This is a genomic window from Actinoplanes sandaracinus, from assembly GCF_030009775.1.
GTDB lineage: Bacteria > Actinomycetota > Actinomycetes > Mycobacteriales > Micromonosporaceae > Actinoplanes > Actinoplanes sandaracinus.
On the sequence record NZ_JASCTH010000012.1, the window covers coordinates 213,981 to 235,495 of the forward strand.

21 protein-coding genes are annotated in these 21,515 nt (G+C 71.2%); 15 read left to right on the forward strand and 6 right to left on the reverse strand.

Going from position 1 to position 21,515, the window contains the following annotated elements; translation table 11 throughout:
- The first annotated feature begins 1,303 nt into the window (after positions 1-1,303).
- Genes QLQ12_RS19940 through QLQ12_RS19965 form a run of 6 tightly spaced genes read left to right on the forward strand, consistent with a single transcriptional unit; the run spans position 1,304 to position 7,515 of the window.
- Entirely contained in the window at positions 1,304-2,332 is a 1,029-nt protein-coding gene (locus tag QLQ12_RS19940; protein ID WP_282761715.1) for an autoinducer 2 ABC transporter substrate-binding protein, read from the forward strand.
- Positions 2,332-3,843 (forward strand): sugar ABC transporter ATP-binding protein, encoded by a 1,512-nt coding sequence (locus tag QLQ12_RS19945; protein ID WP_282761716.1) that lies wholly within the window; start codon positions 2,332-2,334, stop codon positions 3,841-3,843. The genes QLQ12_RS19940 and QLQ12_RS19945 overlap by 1 nt, the downstream gene beginning before the upstream one ends.
- Positions 3,844-3,889: 46 nt before the next feature.
- On the forward strand, positions 3,890-4,885 hold the full coding sequence (locus QLQ12_RS19950; RefSeq protein ID WP_282761717.1) for an ABC transporter permease: 996 nt from the start codon (positions 3,890-3,892) through the stop codon (positions 4,883-4,885).
- Positions 4,882-5,913 (forward strand): ABC transporter permease, encoded by a 1,032-nt coding sequence (locus tag QLQ12_RS19955; RefSeq protein ID WP_282761718.1) that lies wholly within the window; start codon positions 4,882-4,884, stop codon positions 5,911-5,913. The genes QLQ12_RS19950 and QLQ12_RS19955 overlap by 4 nt, the downstream gene beginning before the upstream one ends.
- Positions 5,910-7,061 (forward strand): L-rhamnose isomerase, encoded by a 1,152-nt coding sequence (gene rhaI, locus QLQ12_RS19960; RefSeq protein ID WP_282761719.1) that lies wholly within the window; start codon positions 5,910-5,912, stop codon positions 7,059-7,061. The genes QLQ12_RS19955 and rhaI overlap by 4 nt, the downstream gene beginning before the upstream one ends.
- Positions 7,062-7,110: 49 nt before the next feature.
- Complete coding sequence (locus tag QLQ12_RS19965; RefSeq protein WP_282761720.1) at positions 7,111-7,515, forward strand: Hpt domain-containing protein; 405 nt, start codon at positions 7,111-7,113, stop codon at positions 7,513-7,515.
- A gap of 51 nt (positions 7,516-7,566) precedes the next feature.
- Here the strand turns inward: QLQ12_RS19965 and QLQ12_RS19970 are convergent, their stop codons facing one another.
- Positions 7,567-8,730 (reverse strand): response regulator, encoded by a 1,164-nt coding sequence (locus QLQ12_RS19970; protein ID WP_282761721.1) that lies wholly within the window; start codon positions 8,728-8,730, stop codon positions 7,567-7,569.
- Between the two features lie 183 nt (positions 8,731-8,913).
- On the opposite strand from QLQ12_RS19970, the gene QLQ12_RS19975 reads away from it, so the two are divergent.
- On the forward strand, positions 8,914-10,098 hold the full coding sequence (locus QLQ12_RS19975; protein WP_282761722.1) for a sensor histidine kinase: 1,185 nt from the start codon (positions 8,914-8,916) through the stop codon (positions 10,096-10,098).
- 68 nt (positions 10,099-10,166) lie between these two features.
- The gene (locus QLQ12_RS19980) at positions 10,167-11,771 is read left to right on the forward strand and encodes a methyl-accepting chemotaxis protein (RefSeq protein WP_282761723.1); all 1,605 of its coding nucleotides are present in this window, start codon (positions 10,167-10,169) and stop codon (positions 11,769-11,771) included.
- On the opposite strand, the gene QLQ12_RS19985 is transcribed toward QLQ12_RS19980, so the two are convergent.
- Both QLQ12_RS19985 and QLQ12_RS19990 read right to left on the reverse strand, forming a co-directional pair.
- A complete protein-coding gene (locus QLQ12_RS19985; RefSeq protein ID WP_282761724.1) occupies positions 11,739-12,083 on the reverse strand; it encodes an STAS domain-containing protein in 345 nt (114 codons plus the stop codon). The two genes, QLQ12_RS19980 and QLQ12_RS19985, sit on opposite strands and share 33 nt — an antisense overlap.
- Complete coding sequence (locus QLQ12_RS19990) at positions 12,080-12,481, reverse strand: ATP-binding protein (RefSeq protein WP_282761725.1); 402 nt, start codon at positions 12,479-12,481, stop codon at positions 12,080-12,082. The genes QLQ12_RS19985 and QLQ12_RS19990 overlap by 4 nt, the downstream gene beginning before the upstream one ends.
- 97 nt (positions 12,482-12,578) lie before the next feature.
- On the opposite strand from QLQ12_RS19990, the gene QLQ12_RS19995 reads away from it, so the two are divergent.
- Positions 12,579-14,480 carry an ATP-binding protein gene (locus QLQ12_RS19995; protein WP_282761726.1) on the forward strand — a complete coding sequence of 634 codons (1,902 nt, stop codon included), beginning with the start codon at positions 12,579-12,581 and terminating at the stop codon, positions 14,478-14,480.
- Between the two features lie 38 nt (positions 14,481-14,518).
- On the opposite strand, the gene QLQ12_RS20000 is transcribed toward QLQ12_RS19995, so the two are convergent.
- Complete coding sequence (locus tag QLQ12_RS20000) at positions 14,519-16,198, reverse strand: CocE/NonD family hydrolase (protein ID WP_282761727.1); 1,680 nt, start codon at positions 16,196-16,198, stop codon at positions 14,519-14,521.
- Between the two features lie 147 nt (positions 16,199-16,345).
- Positions 16,346-16,984 (reverse strand): response regulator, encoded by a 639-nt coding sequence (locus QLQ12_RS20005; RefSeq protein WP_282761728.1) that lies wholly within the window; start codon positions 16,982-16,984, stop codon positions 16,346-16,348.
- Positions 16,985-17,050: 66 nt separating this feature from the next.
- On the opposite strand from QLQ12_RS20005, the gene QLQ12_RS20010 reads away from it, so the two are divergent.
- From QLQ12_RS20010 to QLQ12_RS20035, 6 genes are all read left to right on the forward strand, one after another.
- A complete protein-coding gene (locus QLQ12_RS20010; protein ID WP_282761729.1) occupies positions 17,051-17,239 on the forward strand; it encodes a hypothetical protein in 189 nt (62 codons plus the stop codon).
- Positions 17,236-18,192 (forward strand): Acg family FMN-binding oxidoreductase, encoded by a 957-nt coding sequence (locus QLQ12_RS20015; RefSeq protein ID WP_282761730.1) that lies wholly within the window; start codon positions 17,236-17,238, stop codon positions 18,190-18,192. The genes QLQ12_RS20010 and QLQ12_RS20015 overlap by 4 nt, the downstream gene beginning before the upstream one ends.
- 69 nt (positions 18,193-18,261) lie before the next feature.
- Positions 18,262-18,960: an energy-coupling factor ABC transporter permease gene (locus tag QLQ12_RS20020; RefSeq protein WP_282761731.1), complete on the forward strand. Its 699-nt coding sequence runs from the start codon at positions 18,262-18,264 to the stop codon at positions 18,958-18,960.
- Positions 18,957-19,361: a PDGLE domain-containing protein gene (locus QLQ12_RS20025; RefSeq protein WP_282761732.1), complete on the forward strand. Its 405-nt coding sequence runs from the start codon at positions 18,957-18,959 to the stop codon at positions 19,359-19,361. The genes QLQ12_RS20020 and QLQ12_RS20025 overlap by 4 nt, the downstream gene beginning before the upstream one ends.
- Positions 19,362-20,111 carry a cobalt ECF transporter T component CbiQ gene (gene cbiQ, locus QLQ12_RS20030; RefSeq protein ID WP_282761733.1) on the forward strand — a complete coding sequence of 250 codons (750 nt, stop codon included), beginning with the start codon at positions 19,362-19,364 and terminating at the stop codon, positions 20,109-20,111. It abuts the gene before it with no gap.
- 4 nt (positions 20,112-20,115) lie between these two features.
- A complete protein-coding gene (locus tag QLQ12_RS20035) occupies positions 20,116-20,871 on the forward strand; it encodes an energy-coupling factor ABC transporter ATP-binding protein (RefSeq protein ID WP_282761734.1) in 756 nt (251 codons plus the stop codon).
- A gap of 112 nt (positions 20,872-20,983) precedes the next feature.
- On the opposite strand, the gene QLQ12_RS20040 is transcribed toward QLQ12_RS20035, so the two are convergent.
- Positions 20,984-21,436 carry a peptidoglycan-binding domain-containing protein gene (locus tag QLQ12_RS20040; RefSeq protein ID WP_282761735.1) on the reverse strand — a complete coding sequence of 151 codons (453 nt, stop codon included), beginning with the start codon at positions 21,434-21,436 and terminating at the stop codon, positions 20,984-20,986.
- Positions 21,437-21,515 lie beyond the last annotated feature (79 nt).

Sequence of the window (21,515 nt, forward strand, 5' to 3'; positions counted from 1 at the left end):
GGTTGCGGTGCCGGGGGGGTGCTGGGGCCGTCGGGGTGCCGGCCTACGCACGACCGATCAGCGCACCACCGATCGCATCGGAGTAGCACCGATCGGGGCTGGACGACTGGAGCAAAACGACCAGAGCAGAACGACCAGCATGACGACCAGAGCAGGAGGACCAGAGCAGGCGGACCGGAGAGCCTGGTCAAAGCACCACCGATCAGGACCCGCATCGATGAGCGCATCACCGATCCGAGGGCAACACCACTCTGGGGGCAATACCAGCGTCACCCGTATCTGACGGCCTCTCACGGGCCCCGCCGGACTCCGGCGGGGCCCGCTGCCGTACCGCAGAGCCCGTGCCGCACCGCGGGCTCGCTGCCGCACCGCGGGCTCGCTGCCGCACCGCCGTTGATCTACACCTGGCTGACCCGGAGGCCGCCAACGGCGTCCGTCTCGTCCAGCCCGACCGTGGCCGCCCATCCGATCCGCTCCGGCCACCTCACCCGGCCCGACGCCCGATGCCTATCCGGCCCAACGCTGGACGCCCCATCCAGCCCGACCCCACCAGCCGTAGCCCAGCCACCTCAACCCAGCCCCAAATCCCACCGCAACGACGGCCGACCCCGCCAGCCGTAGCCCAGCCACCCCACCCCAACCCCAAACCCACCCCAACGACGGCCCATCCGGCGGGGGCCGTAGCCCACGCAGGTCACTCACGACGACTTCAGAACGCACGGGAGTGCATCGGCAACCGCATGAACTCGACAGCACGCGCCGTGGCCGTTGGCTTTCGCCAGTTGTTGATCTGGTGGCCGTGCGGAAGCGCTGTCTCACGTGCCTTCTGACCGCGAATTTCGCACGGCCAGCAGATCAACAACGGGCGAAAGCGGCCGCGATCCCGGGAAACGCCTGACCTCGGTGGATCTTGGCCGGCTCTGCCGGGTGGCCGTGAGTGCCGCCTCGATCCGACCGGGACTACACCCACGACCAGCCAGCCAAGGTCGACTTGGCCACCGTGCGTTCGGGGACGGCCACACCCGAACCCACCTCAACGACGGCGGGACGACCCGGACGGCATCCAGCCGGAGGCGGCGCGGCGAGCGAGCGGGCGGGCGCGCGGGCGGGGGCGAGCGAAAAGCCCGGTTCCGTACCCAGCGCTGCTTGAAACGTATCACCAATGATGCCCCGCCGACTGGCCTGCGGTAACGAGAAATCACGGCCACCCAGCGAATCGACCCTTGACCCTGCCCTAACAGGCTCGTAACGTGACTCACACCTCATCTAGAACGTTTCAAGAATCCCTTTATCAGGAGGCGTCATGCGCCCTCGGTTCCCTGCCGCCGTCGCCCTGGTCACCACAGCTGCCATAGCACTCACCGGGTGCACGAAGAAGAACGACACCGACCCCGCCGCCACCGGCGCCTTCGGCAACAAGACGTACAAGGTGGCGTTTGTCCCGAAGTTGCAGGGCGTTCCCTACTTCGAGGCGATGAACTCGGGTGGCAAGGAGGCCGCCAAGGCGCTCGGCAACGTCGAGTGGCTCTATCAGGGCCCGACTCAGGCCGACGCCGCCGCGCAGGCCGACATCGTGCGCTCCTACATCCAGCAGAAGGTCGACGCCCTGATCGTGGCGCCGAACGACCCGGACAGCATGGCCCCGCTGCTGCAGCAGGCCAAGGACGCCGGCATCCACGTGGCGACCGCTGACACCGACGCGCCGACCAGCGTGCGGGAGGTGTTCGTCAACCAGGCCACCGCCGAGGGCATCGGTCAGGGCCTGACCGACGCGCTGCTGACCGCGATGGGCGGCAAGGGCAAGTATGCGATCGTCTCCTGCGGCCAGACCGCCGAGAACCTGAACTCCTGGATCGAGGTGCAGAGGGCCTACACCAAGGAGAAGTACCCGGACGCGCAGATCGTCGACATCGTCTACGCCGGCGAGGACCAGGCCCGGGCGACCCAGATGGCGACCGACCTGATGAACGCCCACCCGGATCTGACCGGCCTGGTCGGCGAGTGCACGTCGAGCGCGCCGGGGGTGGCGCAGGCGGTCAAGGACGCCGGCAAGATCGGCAAGGTCTTCACCGTCGGTCTGGGCACTCCGCAGGCGATGAAGCCGTACCTGCAGGACAAGTCGTCGACCGCCGCGATCCTCTGGGACGTGGAGAACCTCGGTTACCTGACGGCGTGGGCCGGCGCTCAGATCGCTCAGGGCAAGCCGTTCGCCGCGACCAACAACGTCTCGAGCGAGCTGTCCGCGGTCACCTACGACACGGCGAAGAAGATGCTGCTCCTGGGCCCGGCGCTGGCGATCACCGACAAGAACGTCGACCAGTTCAACTACTGATGACCGACACCGACGAAACCCCCCGGCTGCGCCTGACCGCTGTCAGCAAGCGGTTCGGCGCGGTCCGGGCCATTCAACACGCCGATTTCGCGGTACGGGCGGGCAAGGTCCACGCCCTGGTCGGCGAGAACGGCGCCGGCAAGTCCACGATGATCAAGATCGTGGCGGGCGCGGAGACCGCCGACACCGGCGAGATCGAGTTCGACGGTGTGCCGGCCCGCATCGCGAGCACCACCGACGCGATCGGGCTCGGCATCGCCACCGTCTATCAGGAGCCGCAGCTATTCCCGGAGCTCACGGTCGCGGAGAACATCTTCCTCGGCCGCGAGCTGCGATCGCCCCTCCTGAAGAAGGTCGACTGGGCGGCGCAGAACGCGAAGGTGGTCGAGCTGCTGGAGCTGCTCGGCCTGCCGGAGCGTTACGCGACCGCCGAGGTCGGCACCCTGTCGGTGGCCGAGCAGCAGCAGGTGTCGATCGCAAAGGCGCTGGCCTCGGACGCGAAGGTGCTGATCCTGGACGAGCCGTCGGCGATCCTGACCGACGCCGAGATCGAGGTGCTCTTCGGCGTGATCCGGCGGCTGACCGCCGCCGGAGTCGCGGTCATCTACATCTCCCACCGTCTGGACGAGTTGTTCCGGATCGCGGACGAGGTGACGGTCATGCGTGACGGGCGCACGATCGGCACGTACCCGATCGAGGACCTGAGCGTGCGGCAGATCGCCCACCTGATGGTGGGCGAGGCGCTCTCCGACGCGCGGCCGCATCGTCGGGTCCCGGAGGGACCGGCGGTGCTGGAGCTGCGCGGCCTGGGCCGCGCCGGCAAGTTCCGTGACGTCGACGTGACCGTCCGAAAAGGCGAGATCGTCGCCCTGTACGGGCTGGTCGGCTCAGGCGTCTCGGAGATCGCTGCATGTGTGTACGGAATCGACCACAGTACACATGGATCAATATTGATCAAATCAAGTCAAGTCAACATCAGGAGCCCTGAGCACGCCCAGCGGCTCGGTATCGCGTTGTTGCCGGCGAACCGCAAGGTGGAGGGCATGTTCGGCTTCCAGTCGATCGCGTTCAACATCTCCGCGGGCCATCTACGCCGGATGTCGCGGTTCGGCACGTTCATCGACCGGGCGGCGGAGCGCGGCAAGGCGCTGGAACTGATCAAGCGGCTCGCGGTGAAGACGCCGCACGAGCGGCAGGCGATCAGCGCGATGTCCGGCGGCAACGCGCAGAAGGTCGTGCTGGCCCGGCAGCTGGTGGAGCGGCCGAAGGTGCTGGTGCTGGCCGAACCGACGCAGGGTGTCGACGTGGGCGCCAAGGAGGAGATCCATCGCCTGATCACCGAGCTGGCCGAGGAGGGCACCGCGGTGCTGGTGGTGACCTCGGACCTGCCGGAGGCGCTGCGCATCGCCGACCGCATCCAGGTGGTGCGGGGCGGCACGACGACGGACGAGTTCGGCCCGGACGCCAGCCAGGTGGACCTGCTGGCCGCGGCGGCGGGAGGCCGGGAATGACCACCGGTGCCGGACGAGACCGGATGACCGCGGCGGGAGGCGGCGGATGACCGCGGTGGCGGAAGCGAAGATCACGAAACGGGTGCTGCCGCCGCCGGTCACCGGGCAGGAGTTCGTGCTGGTCGGCGTGATCGCGGTGGTCTGGGCCGCGCTCGCGGTCAGCACGCCGGCGTTCATGACGGCCGGTTCGATCCAGCCGCTGCTGGTGGCGACCGCCCCGATCGCGCTGGTCGGCGTCGGCATGACCATCGTGATCATCACGGGCGGCATCGACGTCTCGGTCGGTGGCGCGATCATGGTCTGTTCGGTGCTGACCGCGAAGGCCCTGGTCGGCTCCGAGGTCGGCCTGGGTGTCGCGGCGCTGCTCTCGGTGCTGGCGGGCGGGCTGCTGGGCCTGGTCAACGGCGTGCTCATCGCCTACGGCCGGGTGCACGCGATCATCATCACCTTCGGTACGGCCAACCTGTTCATGTTCCTCGGCCTGCGGATCTTCGGTTCCGGCACGGTGAACGGCATCCCCGGCACGCTGGCGTTCTTCGGGCGCGGACCGGACGGGCGCACCCTCGGCGTCCCGCACGCGTTCCTGATCACCCTGATAATCACCGCGGCGGCCTGGTGGTACCTGCGGCACACCGCGGGCGGCAGGCACTTCTTCGCGATCGGCGGCGACGCGCAGGCCGCCCGGCTGGCGGGCGTGCGCGTGCAGCGCCGGACCCTGCTCGCCTACGTGGTGACCGGCCTGCTCGTCGGCCTGGCGTCGTGCTTCGTGATCGCGCAGGGCACGTCGACGCTCGACCAGTCGGTCGGTTCCGGCAAGGAGCTGGCGGTGATCGCGGCGGTCGTCATCGGCGGCACCTCGATCATGGGCGGCCGCGGTTCGGTGCTCGGCACCCTGCTGGGCGCGCTGCTGGTGCAGTCGGTCGCGTCCGGCGTGACCCAGTTGGGCTGGCGTTCGCAACTCTCCGACCTGTTTGTCGGCGTCTTCATCATCGTGGCGGTCGGCGCCGACCTGCTGCGTGCCCGGGCGAGGAGGAACCGGTGAGCAGAGCCGTACGCATCCTTCTCACGCAGCGCATCGCGTTGCTGGCGCTGCTGATCGTCGTCGTGGTCGTCACGTTCTTCATCAACGACGCGGGCGGCTACCTGACCGCGCCGTACGACTTCGACTACATGTCGGCGTCACTGATCAGCGCGGTTCCGCTGGCCATGCTGGGCCTGGCGGAACTGCTGGTCATCCTCTCCGGGCGGGGCGGCATCGACCTGAGCGTCGGTGCCGTCGTGAGCCTGGCCGGCATGGTGTTCGGGTTCACGTACGGCGAATGGGGCTGGCCGTTGTGGCCGGCGATCCTGGCCACGGCCGGGTTCGGGGCGCTGTGCGGGGCGGTCAACGGGTTCCTGGTGTCGTACATCGGGTTCCCGGCGCTGATCGCGACGCTGGCGACGTTCTACGCCTACAAGTCGCTGGCCATCGTGATCAACGATCAGCAGCCGATCAGCACGAAACCGATCCAGGAGCTGTTCTCCCTGAGCAAGTCGGTGGAGTTGCCGCTGTTCGGCCGGTACGTGCCCGACGTGCCGCTCGGCATCTTCACGTTCCTGCTGCCCACGGTGGTGGCGGTCTGGCTGTTGCTGGCCCGCACCACCTACGGGCGGCGCCTCTACGCGATCGGCACCAACGACGTCGCCGCTCGCTGGGCCGGGCTCCCGGTCAAGGACACGCGCTTCAAGGCGTACGTCTACGCGGGTCTGATCTCCGGCCTGGTGGCCGTGGTGACCGTGGGCCAGTTCGCCTCGGCCCGCCCGGACGCCGGGGTCTCCGGCAACGGCATGGCTCTGCCCGCGATCACCATCGCCGTCCTCGGCGGGGTGGCGATCACCGGTGGGATCGGCCGCGTCGCCGGGGTCGTGCTGGCCACTCTGCTCATCGTCTGGCTCAACGCCGGCATCCTGCTCGCCTTCGTCGGCAACGAGGGCTCGCAGTACCAGCTTCTCGCCCTGGGCGCGGTGCTGGTGTTCGCCGCCTTGTTGAACGGGCTCACCAATCGACGGTACGGAGGTACCACGTCATGAACCTCGACGGACTGGACGGCTTCACGATCGAGGTCCCGAGCTGGGCTTACGGGAACTCGGGCACCCGGTTCAAGGTCTTCACCCGTCCTGGTGGACCACGGAACGCGTACGAGAAGCTGTCGGACGCCGCGCAGGTCAACCGCCTGACCGGGCTCGCGAACCGGGTGTCGCTGCACATCCCGTGGGACCTGGTCGACGACTGGGCGGACCTGCGGGCGCACGCCGACAAACTGGGCGTGAGGATCGGGGCGATCAACTCGAACCTGTTCCAGGACGACGACTACCGGCTCGGCTCGCTGTGTCATCGCGACCCGGCGGTGCGCCGCAAGGCGATCGACCACCATCTGCGGTGCCTGGACGTGATGCGCACGACCGGCTCGACGGACCTGAAGATCTGGTTGCCGGACGGCCTGAACTACGCCGGCCAGGACTCGCTGCGGGGCCGTCAGGACCGGCTGGCCGAGTCGCTGCGGACGATCTACGACGCGATGGACGACGATCACCGCCTGCTGCTGGAGTACAAGTTCTTCGAGCCGTACTTCTACAGCATGGACATCCCGGACTGGGGCACCTCACTGCTGCACTGCCTGGCGCTGGGCGAGCGGGCCACGGTGGTGCTGGACACCGGCCACCACGCGCCGGGCACCAACATCGAGTTCATCGTGATGCAGCTGATCCGGCAGGGCAGGCTGGGCGCGTTCGACTTCAACTCGCGCTTCTACGCCGACGACGACCTGATCGTCGGCTCGGCGGACCCGTTCCAGCTGTTCCGGATCATGTCGGAGATCGTGGCGGCCGGCGCGCACCGGCCCGAGTCGGGCGTCAACTTCATGCTCGACCAGTGCCACAACATCGAGGAGAAGATCCCGGGCCAGATCCGCTCGGTCCTCAATGTCGAGCAGGCGCTCGCGAAGGCACTGCTGGTGGACGCCGAGGCGCTCAGCGCCGCGCAGGCCGACGGCGACGTGCTGGGCGCGCACCAGGTGCTGATGGACGCCTACGAGACCGACGTGCGGTCCGCTCTCGCGGACCGGCGGGAGGCGCGGGGCCTCCCGCGCGATCCGGTCAAGGCTTTCGGAGCGTCGGGGTACGCCCAGACGGTCGCCGCCGAGCGCGTCGGTGGAGCGCAGGCAGGCTGGGGAGCCTGATCCCGCGAAAATAATCCGGAACAGGGCGGTCCGGGCGCAGTATGAGCGCATGGAGACCGCCGCGCAGCCGGAGGACCGGGACCACGTGGCCGGTGTCCGGGCCCGCCTCGCCGATCTCGTCGAGGGGGCTCCGTCGCCGGCCGAGCTGGCCCTGGTGCTCCGGCTCCTGCGTTCGTTCGCCGCGAAGGCCCCTCTCGCGGCGAACGAACTGGTGCGCCTGCTGCGCGCGGGCGACCCGGTCGCGGTGCGCGATCACGCGCACAGCCTGAAGGGTTCGGCCGCCAACGTCGGCGCCACCGGGCTCGCCGCGGTCTGCGCCCAGGTCGAGGACCGGGCGCGGGCCGGGGTCGTCGCCGACGTCGGCCCGACCGCGGCCCGGCTGCGCTCCGAGACGGACGGCGCCGTGCGGGCGGCGCAGATCCTGACCGACGAGTATGAGCGGGTCATGGCGTGACCGCCGCGGGCGACGGCCGGAAGCGCCTGCCGGCGGCCGGCCCCGCGTGACTCAGGTCGCGGTGAGCACCGGCTCGACTAGACCCACCACACGGGAGAAGTTGACCAGCCGGTCCAGCATCACCTCGGTCACCACCGTGCCGCGGCCGATCAGCACCAGGCCGTTGACCGCCCGCACGTCCTCGGCCAGGCGCATCCCGACCTGCAGTTCGGAGATCGCGTAGGCCTGCGGCGCGTTCGTGGTGCCCTCGACGCCCTTGAGCCGGCGCAGCGCGGCGAGCACGTGCGGCGCGCACATGCCGCGCTGGGTCAGGGAGGCGATGGCCAGGGCGGGCGAATTGGTGCGGCTCTCCGCGGTCTCGTACTCGATGGCCGCCCGGACCACGCTGATCGCGCCCTCGACCAGGGCGTTCCAGCCGCCCGGTGGAGGCTCCTCGCCGGCGAGTCCGCGGACGGTCGCCACCACGTCCTCGAGCATCGGGATGTCGTTGATCAGCGGCAGCACCACGCCGGGCATCGCGCTGACCATGGCCTGCTCGTCGAAGGACAGGGGCGCGCCGTCCTCCATTCTCTTCAGCACCTCCGGCGGCACGGTGACCGCGCCGAGCTGGGAGGCCATCGCGGCCACCTCGATCTCCCAGAGACCGTCCAGCTCCATCTCGTGGACAAGCTCACCGACCAGGACACGGATCCGGCCGGCGCGGGCGAACCCGACCGGGCTGGACAGCTCCAGGATTCCGAAGAGGGCCTGCAAGCTGGCCCGGAGAGTGGTGTCGAGCATCCGGCGCTCGGCCATCGCGTGGTCGTGGCGGTCGATGGCCGTCTTCACGGTCTCGCAGATGTCGGCGCGGGAGGCCGGCTTCGGCAGGTAGCGGTAGACCCCGCCGGCGTTGATCGCGGCGATGGCGGTGCTCATGTCGCCGTACCCGGTGTGCAGGATGCGCATGATGTCGGGATAGTCGACCTGGATCCGGCCGAGCAGCTCGATGCCGTCCATGCCGGGCATCCGCATGTCGCTGATCACCGCGGCGACCGGGCCGTTCTCGGCGAGCAGGCGCAGCGCCTCGTCGCCGTCGCCGGCGAGCAGCAGCCGGTGGTCCTTGCCGAGCTGGAGCGAGAGCGTGGCCAGGACGCTCTCCTCGTCGTCGACGAGCAGGACGGCCGGCTTGCCACTGTCGGTGTCGGCGTTGCCCGACCGGTACAGCTCAGTCCGCATGATGTTCTCCTTCGCCCGACCGGCGGTGGCGCTACATGGCTCCCTATCGCCGGGACCGGCCGATCGCTGAGGCCTGGGCGCGGCGGGATTTCCACCGCGGCGGAGTTCTCAGGCTCCGGCCGCCCGCTGCCGATCTGCGTCAGGCGCGGGACCGCCCGTCGCCGGAGGGAAACGGATGCCACTGTGAGCGCAGTAGGGGAAGACGCCCGCCTCGCGGCGGTACAAAGCTATCGCCTGCTGGACGCCCCGCGCCCGGTCATCCTCGACGAGCTGACCCGGCTGGCCGGCGCGGTGTTCGACACCACCATGTGCGCGGTCACCCTGATCGACTCCGACCGGGAGTGGTTCGCCGGCATGACCGGCATGACCGGTGACGGCGGGCCGCTGACCACCTCGTTCTCCCGCTTGGTCGTCGACACCCGGGAGCCGCTGGTGATCGAGGACGCTCGCGCCGAGCCGCGTTACCGTGGCTGGTCGAACGTGCGGGACGCCCCGAACATCCGGTTCTACGCCGGTGTGCCGCTGGTCGACGAGGACGGGCACACCCTCGGCGCCATGTGCGTGCTCGACGACAAGCCGGGCTCGGCCGGGGACCGCCGGCTGGAGCTGCTGCGGACCATGGCCGGGCAGGCCACCGGTCACCTCGCCGCCCTGCGCGACCGGATGCTGCTGGCCGAGATCGGCGACGAGCTGTCCCGGGCGATCAGCCGCGAGGAGGACCTCGTCGCGACCGTGTCGCACGAGCTGCGCACTCCGGTCACCACCATTCAGGGCTACCTGGAGCTGCTCGTCGACAACGAGGAGCTGGCGCCGTACCGGCGGCTGATCGAGCCGATCCAGCGCAACGGCGAGCGCCTGGTGCGGATGGTGGACCACCTGCTGGCCGGCACCCGTCCGGCGGGCGCGCCGCTGCCGCTGCTGCGCGCCGGCACCGACCTGCGCGAAGTGGCCGAGGCGGCGCGGGCCGCGTGCCGGAGCCAGGCGGAGTCGCGGGACGTGCCGATCGTGATCGAGGCGGGACCCGGGCCGGCTCGGGTGCCGGGCGACTTCACCCGGCTGAGCCAGGCGGCCGAGCATCTCGTACGCAACGCCGTGCTCTTCAGCGCCGCCGGGCGGACGGTGACCATCCGGGTCGCCGGAACCACCCTGGAGGTGGCCGACGAGGGCGCCGGCATCCCGGCCGGCGAGTTGCCGCACGTGGCGAAGCGGTTCTACCGCGGCCGGTTCGCCCGGGACCAGGCCGTTCCCGGGGTGGGCCTGGGGCTGAGCATCGCCGAGCGGATCCTGCGGGCGCACGAGGGCCGGCTGACCATCGAGTCGGCCGGTCCCGGCCGGGGCACCGTCGCGAGGATGACCGTCTCAGGGTGATCTTCGGCTCAGTGCCGTCCGGGAACTGCCGAAAGGGAGTTCGGGGGCCGGTGTGAGCGGAGGACTCGATGACGATTCTGCGGCGGATGCGACTGGCGGGGCGGCTCGGTGGCGCCTTTCTGGTGGTGTTGGTCCTGCTCGGCGTGGCTGTCGGGATCGGCGCCTACGGGCTGACCCAGCAGGCCGACTCGGCGGGCCGGCTACAGAAGCTCCAGCACCTGATGCACCAGGTGGACGAGCAGAAGTACTACAACGCTGACGTCTCGGGCTGGCAGGTCGCCTACGCCTGGGACGTGTACCGGGTCTCACCCAAGGAGGCGGTGGACCCGAAGAGCGCCAACCGGGCCGGCTTCCTGGCCGACTTCGCGCTGCTCGAGAAGCTGCTCAGCGAGACGGACACGTCGGTCATGACGGACGCCGAGCGAGCCGACTTCGACAACCTGCGCACGTTGTGGGCGGACTTCAAGGAGGCCGACGACCAGATCGTCGCCCTGTACGCGGCGGGCCGGGTCGCCGACGGCGACACGTTGCTGCTCGGTGGCAGCTACGAGATCTACTTCAAGATCATCGAGGTGACCGGGAAACTGGTGACGTCCGTCGTCGCCCGGGCCGACAGCGCGGCACAGGAGGCGCGGGACGAGGCGGCCTCCCTGCGTACCGTGATGATCGTGGTCTTTCTCCTGGCCGTGGTCGTCGCCGTGCTCTTCACCGTGGCGGTGACCCGCAGCGTCACCGGCCCGGTGGACCGCCTGATCGAGGTGCTGCGGGGAATGGCCCGCGGCGATCTGACGGTGACCGCGGACACCGTCGGCACCGACGAGATCGCCGTGATGGGCCGGGCGGTCGACGAGGCCGTCATCGGGGTGCGTGCCACGGTCGCCGACATCGTCGAGAACGGCGGCCGGCTCACCGACGCCTCGAACACCATGCGCCGGATCAGCCACGAGATCGACGACGCCATCGCCGAGGCCGACCAGCAGGCCGGAATGGCCGCGACCGCCGCCGAAGGGGTCTCCGGCAACGTGCACACGGTCGCCGCCGGCTCCGAGGAGATGGGCTCGGCGATCACCGAGATCTCCCGCAACGCCGCCGACGCCGCCCAGGTGGCCTCGGACGCGGTCGCCGCGGCCCGCGCCACCAGTGAGACGATCAACCGGCTCGGCGAGTCGTCCGCGCAGATCGGTGACGTGATCGAGACGATCACCGCGATCGCGTCGCAGACGAACCTGCTGGCCCTGAACGCCACCATCGAGGCGGCCCGGGCCGGCGAGTCGGGCAAGGGTTTCGCCGTGGTCGCCAGCGAGGTCAAGGACCTGGCCCAGGAGACCGCCCGGGCAACCGAGAAGATCTCCCAGCAGATCGCCGCGATCCAGAGCGACACCGGTCAGGCGGTCACCGCGATCGACGAGATCAGCCGGATCATCGAACAGATCAGCGACTTCCAGACCACGATCGCGTCGGCGGTGGAGGAGCAGAGCGCCACCACGGCCGAGATGAACCGCGGGGTCAGCGAGGCCGCGAACGGCGTCAGCGACATCGCGAGCAACATCGCCAGCGTCGCGCACGGCACCGCGGCCAGCCGGGAGGCGGTCAGTGAGGTGGCACGGACCGCCGAGGACGTGCAGAGCCTCGCCGACCGGTTACGGGCGTCCACCGGCCGCTTCTCGATCTGACACGGGCGCCGGCTCCGCCGTCAGCACGTCGAGCACGCCGGTGACCGACAGCGATCGGTGCACTATGCCGCGCGGCCGGGCGACCTGGAAGCCGATCCCGGCCCGGCCGGCGCTCTCCCGGGCGGCGAGCAGCACGTCGATGCCGGAGGAGTCACAGAACGTCAGCCCGGCCAGGTCGACGATCAGGTGTTCCGGCCGGTCGGCCAGCACCCGGGCCACCTGCTGCCCGAGGTCGTCGCCGGTGGCCATGTCGAGTTCGCCGCGCAGCATCAGGCGGGTCACCCCGCCGTCGTCGAGCCGGGTGATCATCATGCGGCGCCCTCCAGAGCGCCGGGGCACGGGAACAGCTCCACCCGGACGCGCTTGCCGCCCTGGTGGTTCTGCACGGTCCAGCCGGCCGCCAGCGCCTCGATCAGGGCGATCCCCCGGCCGCCGATCGCGTCGGGGTCACGGCGCCGGGGCATCACCGACGAACCGTCGGCCACCGAGACGACGACGCGTCCGGCGTGCGCCTCCAGTTGCAGCGCGACGCAGCCGCCGCCATGACGGACAGCGTTCGTGACGAGTTCGCTGACGATCACGGCGGTGCCGTCGAGCCAGTCGGCGTCGTGGAACCCCCAGCCGGCCAGCACCGCGGTCACGGCATGGCGGGCGGCCGCGGGAGCGCCACGGTCGAGTGGGACGTCCAGGTGGGCGGTGAGTTCACTCATGCAAAACCCCGAGAATCGCCTATATGCGGCCGCACAGTACCCCGCTTCCGCCACCGACGAAACCTCTGCCTGATTTACCGTGATTTAGGCTGATGGCATGGCAGCGGTGCTGGTCGTCGAGGACAACCCGGAACATCAGGCCGTGATCGCCGAGGTCGTCCGCCGGCTCGGCCACGAGGCCACCCTCGCCGAGGACGGACCGGCCGGGCTCGCCGCGGCCATCGCCCACCCGCCCGTCCTGGTCGTCGCCGACGTCGACCTGCGCGGGCTCGACGGGATCCGGATGTGCCGGGCCCTGCGCGACCACCCCGCCACCGCCACCGTGCCGATCGTGCTGATCACCGGCCACCCGCCGGCCGGCGGCGCCACCCCGGCCGGGGCCGACGCGGTGCTGTCCAGGCCGTTCAGCGTCGAGGAGCTCAGCGACACCCTGCGCAGATGCCTCACATCGCCACCGCCGCGGCACGATCCGGCCTTCACCGAGGCCCTCCTGCGCAGCCTGGACGCCGGCGTGGTGGCCTGCGACCTGGACGGCCGGCTCGTGGTGATCAACCAGGCGGTCCGGGACTTCTTCGGCGACGAGAGCCTCGGCGTGCCGGCCCGCGACTGGGCCGAACGGTTCGGGCTGCGCCGCCACGACGGCACCCCGCTGCCACCCGACGAGGTGCCGCTCTACCGGGCGCTCGGCGGCGAGGAGGTCCGGCACGACGGCGTGCTCGCCCACGACCGGCAGAACCGGCGGCGCTGGTTCGCGATCAACGCCCGCCCGGTGCGCGACGCCGGCGGGAAGATCCTCGGCGCCGTCGCCGCGGTGCACGACGTCACCGCGCAACACCACCAGCGCCAGTACGAACGATGCAAGACCGAAGTGCTCAAGGCGCTGGTCCACGCACCGGACACGGCCCGGGCCGGCACCGAGGTGCTGCGGGCGATCTCGGGTGAGCTGGGGTGGCCGTACCTGCGGCTGTGGCTGGTGGACCCGGTCACCCACCGGCTCCGGCCGGCCGCCACCCACCTCGCCGAGGGCGCCCCGCCGGTGCGGCTGCCGCCGGCGGTGGAGCGCGGGCAGGGCCTGGCCGGGGCCTGCTGGGCCGCCGGGGACCCGATCTGGGTGCCGGACCTGCAGGCCCCGGACGCGGCCGCCATGGTGGAGGCCGAGCACTACCGGGCCGCGGTGGCCGTGCCGGTGCGCTCCGCCGAGAAGGTGATCGGCGTGCTCAGCGTCCTGACCGTGGAGCACCAGGAACCCGACCCGGCCCTGACCGTGCTGCTCAGCGGCATCGCCGGGCACATCGGCGCCTACCTGGAACGGCGCCGGGCCGAGGAGCTGTCGAACCAGCTCGCGGCCAGCATCGGCGAGTACATCGCCCTGGTCGGGCACGAGCTGCGGACCCCACTGACGTCGATCGGCACCTACACCGACCTGATCGCCGAGGCGGGCGACGGCACCACCATCGGCGAGGTGCGCGAACTGCTGGGGGTGATCGAGCGCAACAACGCCCGGCTGCGTTCGCTGGTCGAACGGCTGCTCGACCTCTCCGCCCTGGAAGCCGGCCACGCCCAGCTCACCCTCGGCGACGTGGATCTCGCTGCGGTGGTCACGGCGGCGCTGCCGGACGTGCCGCTGCACACCGACCTGCCGGACGAGCTGATCGTCCCGGGCGACCGGGCCCGGCTGCGGCAGGTCGCGGAGAACCTGATCGGCAACGCGGTGAAGTACAGCCCCGAAGGGTCCACCGTGCGGATCGGCCTGACCGCCGACGAGGACGCCGCGGTGCTGACCGTCAGCGACACCGGCATCGGCATCCCGGCCGCCGACCGGGACCGGCTCTTCGCCCGTCTGTACCGGGCCACCAACGCCCGGCACAGCGGCATCCCCGGCGCGGGACTGGGGCTGGCGCTGAGCCGGGCCATCATCGAGCTGCACCGCGGCACCATCACGCTCGGCGAGAACGCCGGCGGCGGCACGGTGGCCACCGTCCGGCTCCCCCGCCGCTGAGCCCTCGGCCGGCCGTCAGCGCCGTCCCGCGGGCGCGGTCACCCGTTCCACACCGGCAGGTCGACGTGCGACGGGCGGGCGGGATCGTGAGAGATCTCCTGGGTGGCCCGGTACGTCACGGACGCCGTGGCCGCCGGTTCCCCGGAGCCGGGGTTGCGGGCGTAACGGGGATGGGCGCCGGAGCTGACCTGCACGCTGATGCGGTGACCGGCGGCGAACCGGTGGAACGTGGGCCACAACTCGACCGTCACCTCGCGGAAGCCGTCGCCGGCCGGCGGTTCGGCATTCGCCGTGGCGACGCCGCCGACGCGGCGGATGCCGTCGCAGACGGTCATCGAGCGGCCGTCCGGATGCACGTCGCAGAGCCGCACGAAGACGTCCGCGCTCGGCTGCGACGAGCGGAACCCGATCCGGGCCACCGGAACGCCGGCGACGGTCACCGCCGCCGTCAGGACGTCACCGCGGAAGACCGTGACGTCGGGGCGAGCCTCGTGGGCGGCGTTGTCCACCGGCCCCGAGTCGGGTTGCAGGCTCGGGCCGCCCACCGCCGGGGTCGGATCGTCCGGGTCGTAGACGTATCCGGTCACTCCCCCGGCCGGCCGGTCCGCGGCCAGGCGGCCGCCCTCGTGCAGATGCCAGGTCTCGGCGGTGACACCGGCCGGCGGCCACGACCGGAGGTCGTGCCACTTCTCGGCGCCGGTCAGATAGGCCCGGACCGGCGCCGGCCGGTCGGCCGGACCGCCGGCGAAGTGCTCCCGGAGGAACGCCGCGGTCTCGCTGACGGCCGGGGCGCCCATCGCGCGGGAGAGGTGGCCCCACGGGCCGATGGTGATCCGGGCCGGCCGGCCGGCCTCGGCGAGCTGGGCGTGGTCGCGCAGCTGCCAGGGCAGGAAGATGTCGTACCAGCCGGTGATCATGTAGACCGGCGCGGTCACGTCGGGCACCGAGGCGGTGTGCGACTGCCGCGTCCAGTACTCGTCGGTGAGCCGCTCGTGCTCCACCCAGTCCTGGTACCAGTGGACCCGGCGCCCGTTGGCGGCCACGTCCCCGTCGCGCAACGGCAGCACGTCGAAGGCCCGGCGCAGGCGCGGGTCCGGGCGCAACTGGCCGAGCACCACCGCGACCAGTTCCCGGTGAATCATCCGGTCCATCATCTGCGTCCAGCCGAGCGCGTTGCGCAGCGCGAACGCGGCGTTGTCCCAGGTGACCACTCCGAAGTCGGGCATCGTGGTGACCAGGCAGAGCGCGTCCGGCGCTGACGAAGGCTCGTCCCGCTGCAACGTGCCGGCCACCGCCCACTGGGTGAAGCCCATGTAACTGGCCCCGAACGTGACGACCGGGCCGGCGCACCACGGCTGGGCCCGCACCCAGCGGTGGGTGGCGATGCCGTCGCGCTGCTCGTCGACCTGCGGGGTGAAGACCCCCTCCGAGCCCCAGGTGCCGCGGCAGCTCTGGAACAGCACCGGGAAACCCTCGCGGGCGAGCGCGCGGGCCGGGCCGGCGACGGGACCCCGGCGGCCGTACGGGCCACGGATCACCACGACCGGCAGGTTCTCGTCCGAACCCAGCGGCAGGATCAGGTCGGCCAGCAGTTCCACGCCGTCGTCCATCGGCACCCGCAGGTCCTTACGGATCCGGAGATCGTACGGGCCGGGGGTGAGCCCTTTGATGGTCTGCGATTGCACCCACCGGGAGAATCGCTGGCGGAGCGTGCTCATGGAGCTCCTCGGGAAGGACTGCGCCAGGGCCTGGCGGTTTGCGACAAACATATTGCCTGTCAATACCCGCCGCCTGGTCGCCGGCGCTGCCCGGTGCCGGGGAGCCCGGGTGCTCCCGCCGGCCGTACGACGAAGGGGCCGATGGTCTCAGGGGTGGTCTTTGAGCAGTTTGGTGGCGAGGACCGCCGCCTGCGTGCGGCGTTCGAGGCCGAGCTTGGCGAGCAGGCTGGAGACGTAGTTCTTGACCGTCTTCTCGGCGAGGAACATGCGGCCGGCGATCTCGCGGTTGGTGAGGCCCTCGGCGACCAGTTCGAGGATGCGGCGCTCCTGCTCGGTGAGGGAGGCGAGTTCCCGCGGCTGTTCGACGCCGTTGCGGATGCGCTCCAGGACCCGCTGGGTGACGGCCGGGTCGAGCAGCGACTGGCCGGCGGCGACCCGCCGCACCGCGTCGACCAGGTCGGTGCCGCGGATCTGTTTGAGGACGTAGCCCGAGGCCCCGGCCATGATCGCGGCGAAGAGAGCCTCGTCGTCCTCATAGGAGGTGAGGATCAGTCCTTTGATCGACGAGTCGACGGCGCGGACGTCGCGGCAGACGTCGATGCCGTTGCCGTCCGGCAGGCGGGCGTCGAGCACCGCCACGTCGGGACGCAGGGCGGGAATGCGCCGGGCCGCCTCCGGCGCGGAGCCGGACTCGCCGACCACCTCGATGTCGCCGCCGGCCTGGAGCAGGTCGATGAGGCCGCGGCGGACGACCTCGTGGTCGTCGAGGAGAAAGACTCGGATCATGTCTCCTTCCTACCCGGGACGGTCCCGGGCACCCAGGGCCGAAAGTCCCGGCGATAGCCTCGACGGGTGGTCGAAGGACCGACACCCTCGCTCGGGTTGAGCCCTCTGTCCCGCGTGTGCCTCGACGAGCTCCTGCAGGAGATGCACCGGAACAGCCTCTCCGACTTCACCGGCACCCTGGTGACCTGGAGGGTGCCGCTGCAGGACCTTCGGCCCTTAACCGCGGCGGCCCCGCGCGGCACCGTGAGGGAATGAACCGCTACGACTCGTCCGGGCTGCGGCGCGCCGCGGCGGCCGGGATCCAGGCCCCGTCCATGTACAACAGCCAGCCGTGGGCGTTCCGCCTGCGCGACGGCGCCGTCGAGGTGCTCGCCGATCCGCACCGGCAGTTGCGGCTGGCCGGCAACGGCGGCTGGGCGGCGCGGCTCGCGCTGGGCGCGGCCACCCTCAACGCCCGGCTGGCGCTGGCCTCGGCGGGCACCCCGGCCGAGGTGACGCTCCTGCCGGACAGCGCCGAGCCGGAGGTGATCGCCCGGCTCACCCCGGCCCGGAACCGGCCGCCGACCTACACCGAGCAGGACCTGTACGCCGCGATCGGGCGCCGTCACAGCAACCGGCAGCCGTTCTGGCCGGACCCGGTGCCCGCGGACGTGCGGGTCCGGCTGATCGAGGCGGCGCGGGCCGAGGGCGCCTGGCTGGACCTGCTGGTCGGGATGACCGCGCTGACCGGGTTCTCGGAGATCGCGCACAGCGCCGACCGGGTGCTGCGCCGGGACACCCGCTACCAGGGTGAGCTGATCACCTGGACGGACACCGATTCGCGAACCGAGGGCATTCCGGTGGCCGCGTCCGCGACGGTGACCGAGCCGCAGGACCTGATCCCGCAGCGCGGCTTCGGCGGCCGGCGCCGGGCGCCGGGCCGTGACTACGAGGCGGAGCCGTTGATCGGTGTCCTCGGCACGGCCGGCGACCGCCGGCTCGACCACGTGATGGCCGGGCAGGCGTTGCAGCGCGTGCTGCTGACCGCCACCGGCGCGGGCCTGGCCGGCTCGATGATCTCTCAGCCGATCGAGGTGCCGGCGGCCCGCGACCAGCTGCGGCGCTCGCTCGGCCGCTCGGGGATGCCGCAGATGGCGTTCCGGATCGGGTACGGCCGGCCGGGCCACCCCTCACCCCGGCGGGCCCTGGCGGACGTGCTCGCCGGCTGACGTGAAGATCATCACTGCCGTAGTTGCCAGCTATATGCAACAACCAGGTTCCGCTCATATGCTGGCGGCATGGACGACGTGCAGGCGATGCACATCGCGAACGGGATCATCAACGGTCCCGTCTCGGCGATCTTCATCGCGATAGCGATGGCCGGGCTCGCGGTCTGTGTGTGGCGGGCCAAGCTCGACCTCGATGACCGCCTGGCCCCGATGGCCGGCCTGGTCGCGGCGTTCATCTTCGCCGTGCAGATGCTCAACTTCCAGGTGCTGCCGGGCGTCTCCGGCCACCTGCTCGGCGGCACGCTCGCGGTGATTCTGGTCGGCCCGTGGGTCGGCGCGCTCTGCGTGTCCACCGTGCTGATCGTGCAGGCGCTGGTGTTCGCCGACGGCGGCCTCACCGCCCTGGGGCTGAACATCACGAACATGGCGCTGATCGGCACGGCGGCGGCCTATCTGCTGGTCGCCCTGCTGCTGCGGGTCCTCCCCCGCAGCAGCAGGGGCCTCGGCGCGACCGCCCTGATCGCCTCGGTCATCGGTGTCGTGGTCGCCGCGATGGGCTTCGTCGCGGAGTTCGCGCTGGGCGGCACCGCCGACCTGTCGATCACCGCGGTCGCCGCCACCATGGCCGGCACCCACACCCTGATCGGCATCGGTGAGGGCCTGATCGCCGCGACCACCGTGGTGACCGTGGCGAAGGTCCGCCCCGACCTGGTCTACGCCCTGCGGGCCTTCCGCGCCCCGATCAGGGCCAAGGCGGCCGTCGCATGACCGGGCGGCTCCGCGTGTTCCTCGCCGGCGGCCTGCTCGTGGCGCTGCTGCTGGCCGGGGTGGTCTCCAACTTCGCCTCCGGCAGCCCCGACGGCCTCGACCACGCCGCCCGCCAGGGCTGCACCTTCAACGCCGACGACGAGATCACCGGCGGCACCTGCATGGCGCAGCAGGAGCAGGAGCATCAACTCGCCGACAGCCCGCTCGCCGACTACGGCATCCGCGGCATCGACAACGAGTACCTCTCCACCGGCCTGTCCGGCGTGCTCGGCGTGCTGCTCACCTTCGCGATCGGCGGCGGCATGTTCTGGCTCCTGCGCCGCCGCTCACCGGAGGAAGGCGGCCACGCCCTCGGCGAAGACCTAGCGTCGCCGAGCGAGCCGAGCGACCAGAAGGCCTGAATGGAACCGCTCTACCTCGCTCGGGAGAGCCGGGTGCACCGGCTCTCCCCCGAGGTGAAGATCGCGGCGGTGCTGCTCTTCACCATCGTCGTGGTGGTCACCCCACGCGAGGACCTGACCGCCTTCGCCGGTTACACCCTGTTGATCGCCCTGGTCGCCGGCCTGGCCCGGGTGCCGGCCGGCTGGCTGCTCAAACGGGCCACCATCGAGCTGCCGTTCGTGCTCCTCGCGGTGGTGCTGCCGTTCACCGGCCACGGCGAGCGGGTGGACTGGCTGGGCCTGTCGCTGTCGGTCGACGGCCTCTACGGCGCGTGGAACATCTTCGCGAAGGGCACGCTGGGCGTTCTCGCCTCGCTGCTGCTCGCCGCGACCACCTCGATGCGTGACCTCATCCTGGGCCTGGACCGGCTGCGCTGCCCGACCGTGATCACCCAGATCATGACGTTCATGCTGCGCTACATCGACGTGCTGATCGACGACGCCCGGCGGATGCGGATCGCCCGGCTGTCCCGCGGCTACGACCCGCGCTTCCTCTGGCAGGTCAAGGCGTTCGCGGTCGGCGTCGGCGCGCTGTTCCTGCGCTCCTACGAGCGCGGCGAGCGGGTCTACCTGGCGATGTTGTCGCGCGGCTACTCCGGCCGCATGCCGTCGGGCTCCGGGAGCAAGGCCCCGGCGGCCGAGTGGGTGGTCTCGTCGGCTCTGCCGGTCGCCGCCGCCGGGATAGCGGTCGCGGCCGCCGTCCTAGCATGATCACATGACAGCGGCCCTGAAGATCACCGGCCTGACCTTCGCCTATCCGGACGGGCGGGAGGCGCTACACGGGGTCGACCTCACCCTGGCCCCGGGCGAACGCGTCGCCCTGCTCGGGCCCAACGGCGCCGGCAAGACCACCCTGGTGCTGCACCTCAACGGCATCCTGCACGGCGGCGCCGGCCGGGTGGAGATCTCCGGGCTGCCGGTCACGCCCGGCGACCGCAAGGCGATCACCGAGATCCGCCGCCGGGTCGGCGTCGTCTTCCAGGACCCCGACGACCAGCTTTTCATGCCGACGGTCGCCGAGGACGTCGCTTTCGGCCCGGCCAATCTGGGCGTACGCGGGGACGAGCTCGACCATCGGGTGACCGAGGCGCTGACCGCGGTGGGGATGCTGGAGCACCGCGACCAGATCCCGCATCACCTGTCGTTCGGCCAGCGGCGCCGGGTCGCGGTGGCGACCGTGCTGGCGATGCGGCCGGAGATCCTGGTGCTCGACGAGCCGTCGTCCAACCTCGACCCGGCCAGCCGCCGTGAACTGGCCGAGATCATCATGTCGTTGCCGGTGACCGTGCTGATGGTGACGCACGATCTGCCCTACGCGCTGGAGCTGTGCCCGCGCTCGGTGATCCTGGACGCCGGCCGGATCGTCGCCGACGCCCCCACCGGCGAACTGCTCGCCGACGGTGACCGGATGGCGGCCCACCGCCTCGAGCTGCCGTTCGGCTTCGACCCGTCCGCGATCCACCGGCGATAGGACCGCCGGGCGCCCGGGCGGTCCCGGCGCCGGGCGGACGTGCCGCGGCTGGCCTTCGGTGCTGTCCCGGCGGTGTCGGGGCAGCACCGGGGACCAGCCGCCGGGGCCGCTCTCAGGCGGCCTTGCTGAGGGGAGCGGCCTCGCGCAGGCCGCTCACGATGGCCTGCCACGTGCTCGGGCCGACCACCCCGTCCACCTCGACCGGCAGTCCCCCGTCGCGGATGGTCGCCTGGAGGTCGCGGATCGCCGCCTCCGTCTTCGGGCCGTAGATGCCGTCGGCGCCGTCGAGGGCGAACTCCTCCTGCAGCCCTCTGACCGCACTGCCCCGCATTCCGGGGCGCACCGGGACGAGCAGCGCCTGCCACGTCTCGGCGTCGACCACGCCGTGATCGGGAAGGTTCTTGGCACGCTGTACGGCGCGGACGGCATCGCCGGTCTCGGAGCCGAAGACACCATCGACGGTGACCGTGTGACCGTGGGCGAGAAGCAGGTACTGCAACGTCTGCACCGGGTGGTCGGTGGATCCCTGCCGGGTCATCGGCCAGGGGTTCAGGGTGGCGGTCATACGGGGGTCCCCTTCCTCATCGTCGAGCGACGGGTATGTGCTTCCCTCACTTTCGCGCCCCGCGCCGATGATTGAAAGG

Excerpts from the sequence above, each read along its gene's own strand:
- QLQ12_RS19985 (WP_282761724.1), bottom strand. The coding sequence starts at position 12,083 with ATGATGATCACCCGGCTCGACGACGGCGGGGTGACCCGCCTGATGCTG.
- QLQ12_RS20015 (WP_282761730.1), top strand. The coding sequence starts at position 17,236 with ATGAACCGCTACGACTCGTCCGGGCTGCGGCGCGCCGCGGCGGCCGGG.
- cbiQ (WP_282761733.1), top strand. The coding sequence starts at position 19,362 with ATGGAACCGCTCTACCTCGCTCGGGAGAGCCGGGTGCACCGGCTCTCC.
- QLQ12_RS19965 (WP_282761720.1), top strand. The coding sequence starts at position 7,111 with ATGGAGACCGCCGCGCAGCCGGAGGACCGGGACCACGTGGCCGGTGTC.
- QLQ12_RS19970 (WP_282761721.1), bottom strand. The coding sequence starts at position 8,730 with ATGCGGACTGAGCTGTACCGGTCGGGCAACGCCGACACCGACAGTGGC.
- QLQ12_RS19945 (WP_282761716.1), top strand. The coding sequence starts at position 2,332 with ATGACCGACACCGACGAAACCCCCCGGCTGCGCCTGACCGCTGTCAGC.
- QLQ12_RS20040 (WP_282761735.1), bottom strand. The coding sequence starts at position 21,436 with ATGACCGCCACCCTGAACCCCTGGCCGATGACCCGGCAGGGATCCACC.
- QLQ12_RS19995 (WP_282761726.1), top strand. The coding sequence starts at position 12,579 with ATGGCAGCGGTGCTGGTCGTCGAGGACAACCCGGAACATCAGGCCGTG.
- QLQ12_RS20000 (WP_282761727.1), bottom strand. The coding sequence starts at position 16,198 with ATGAGCACGCTCCGCCAGCGATTCTCCCGGTGGGTGCAATCGCAGACC.
- QLQ12_RS20005 (WP_282761728.1), bottom strand. The coding sequence starts at position 16,984 with ATGATCCGAGTCTTTCTCCTCGACGACCACGAGGTCGTCCGCCGCGGC.
- QLQ12_RS19950 (WP_282761717.1), top strand. The coding sequence starts at position 3,890 with ATGACCGCGGTGGCGGAAGCGAAGATCACGAAACGGGTGCTGCCGCCG.
- QLQ12_RS19940 (WP_282761715.1), top strand. The coding sequence starts at position 1,304 with ATGCGCCCTCGGTTCCCTGCCGCCGTCGCCCTGGTCACCACAGCTGCC.
- QLQ12_RS20025 (WP_282761732.1), top strand. The coding sequence starts at position 18,957 with ATGACCGGGCGGCTCCGCGTGTTCCTCGCCGGCGGCCTGCTCGTGGCG.
- QLQ12_RS20035 (WP_282761734.1), top strand. The coding sequence starts at position 20,116 with ATGACAGCGGCCCTGAAGATCACCGGCCTGACCTTCGCCTATCCGGAC.
- QLQ12_RS19990 (WP_282761725.1), bottom strand. The coding sequence starts at position 12,481 with ATGAGTGAACTCACCGCCCACCTGGACGTCCCACTCGACCGTGGCGCT.
- rhaI (WP_282761719.1), top strand. The coding sequence starts at position 5,910 with ATGAACCTCGACGGACTGGACGGCTTCACGATCGAGGTCCCGAGCTGG.
- QLQ12_RS20020 (WP_282761731.1), top strand. The coding sequence starts at position 18,262 with ATGGACGACGTGCAGGCGATGCACATCGCGAACGGGATCATCAACGGT.
- QLQ12_RS19980 (WP_282761723.1), top strand. The coding sequence starts at position 10,167 with ATGACGATTCTGCGGCGGATGCGACTGGCGGGGCGGCTCGGTGGCGCC.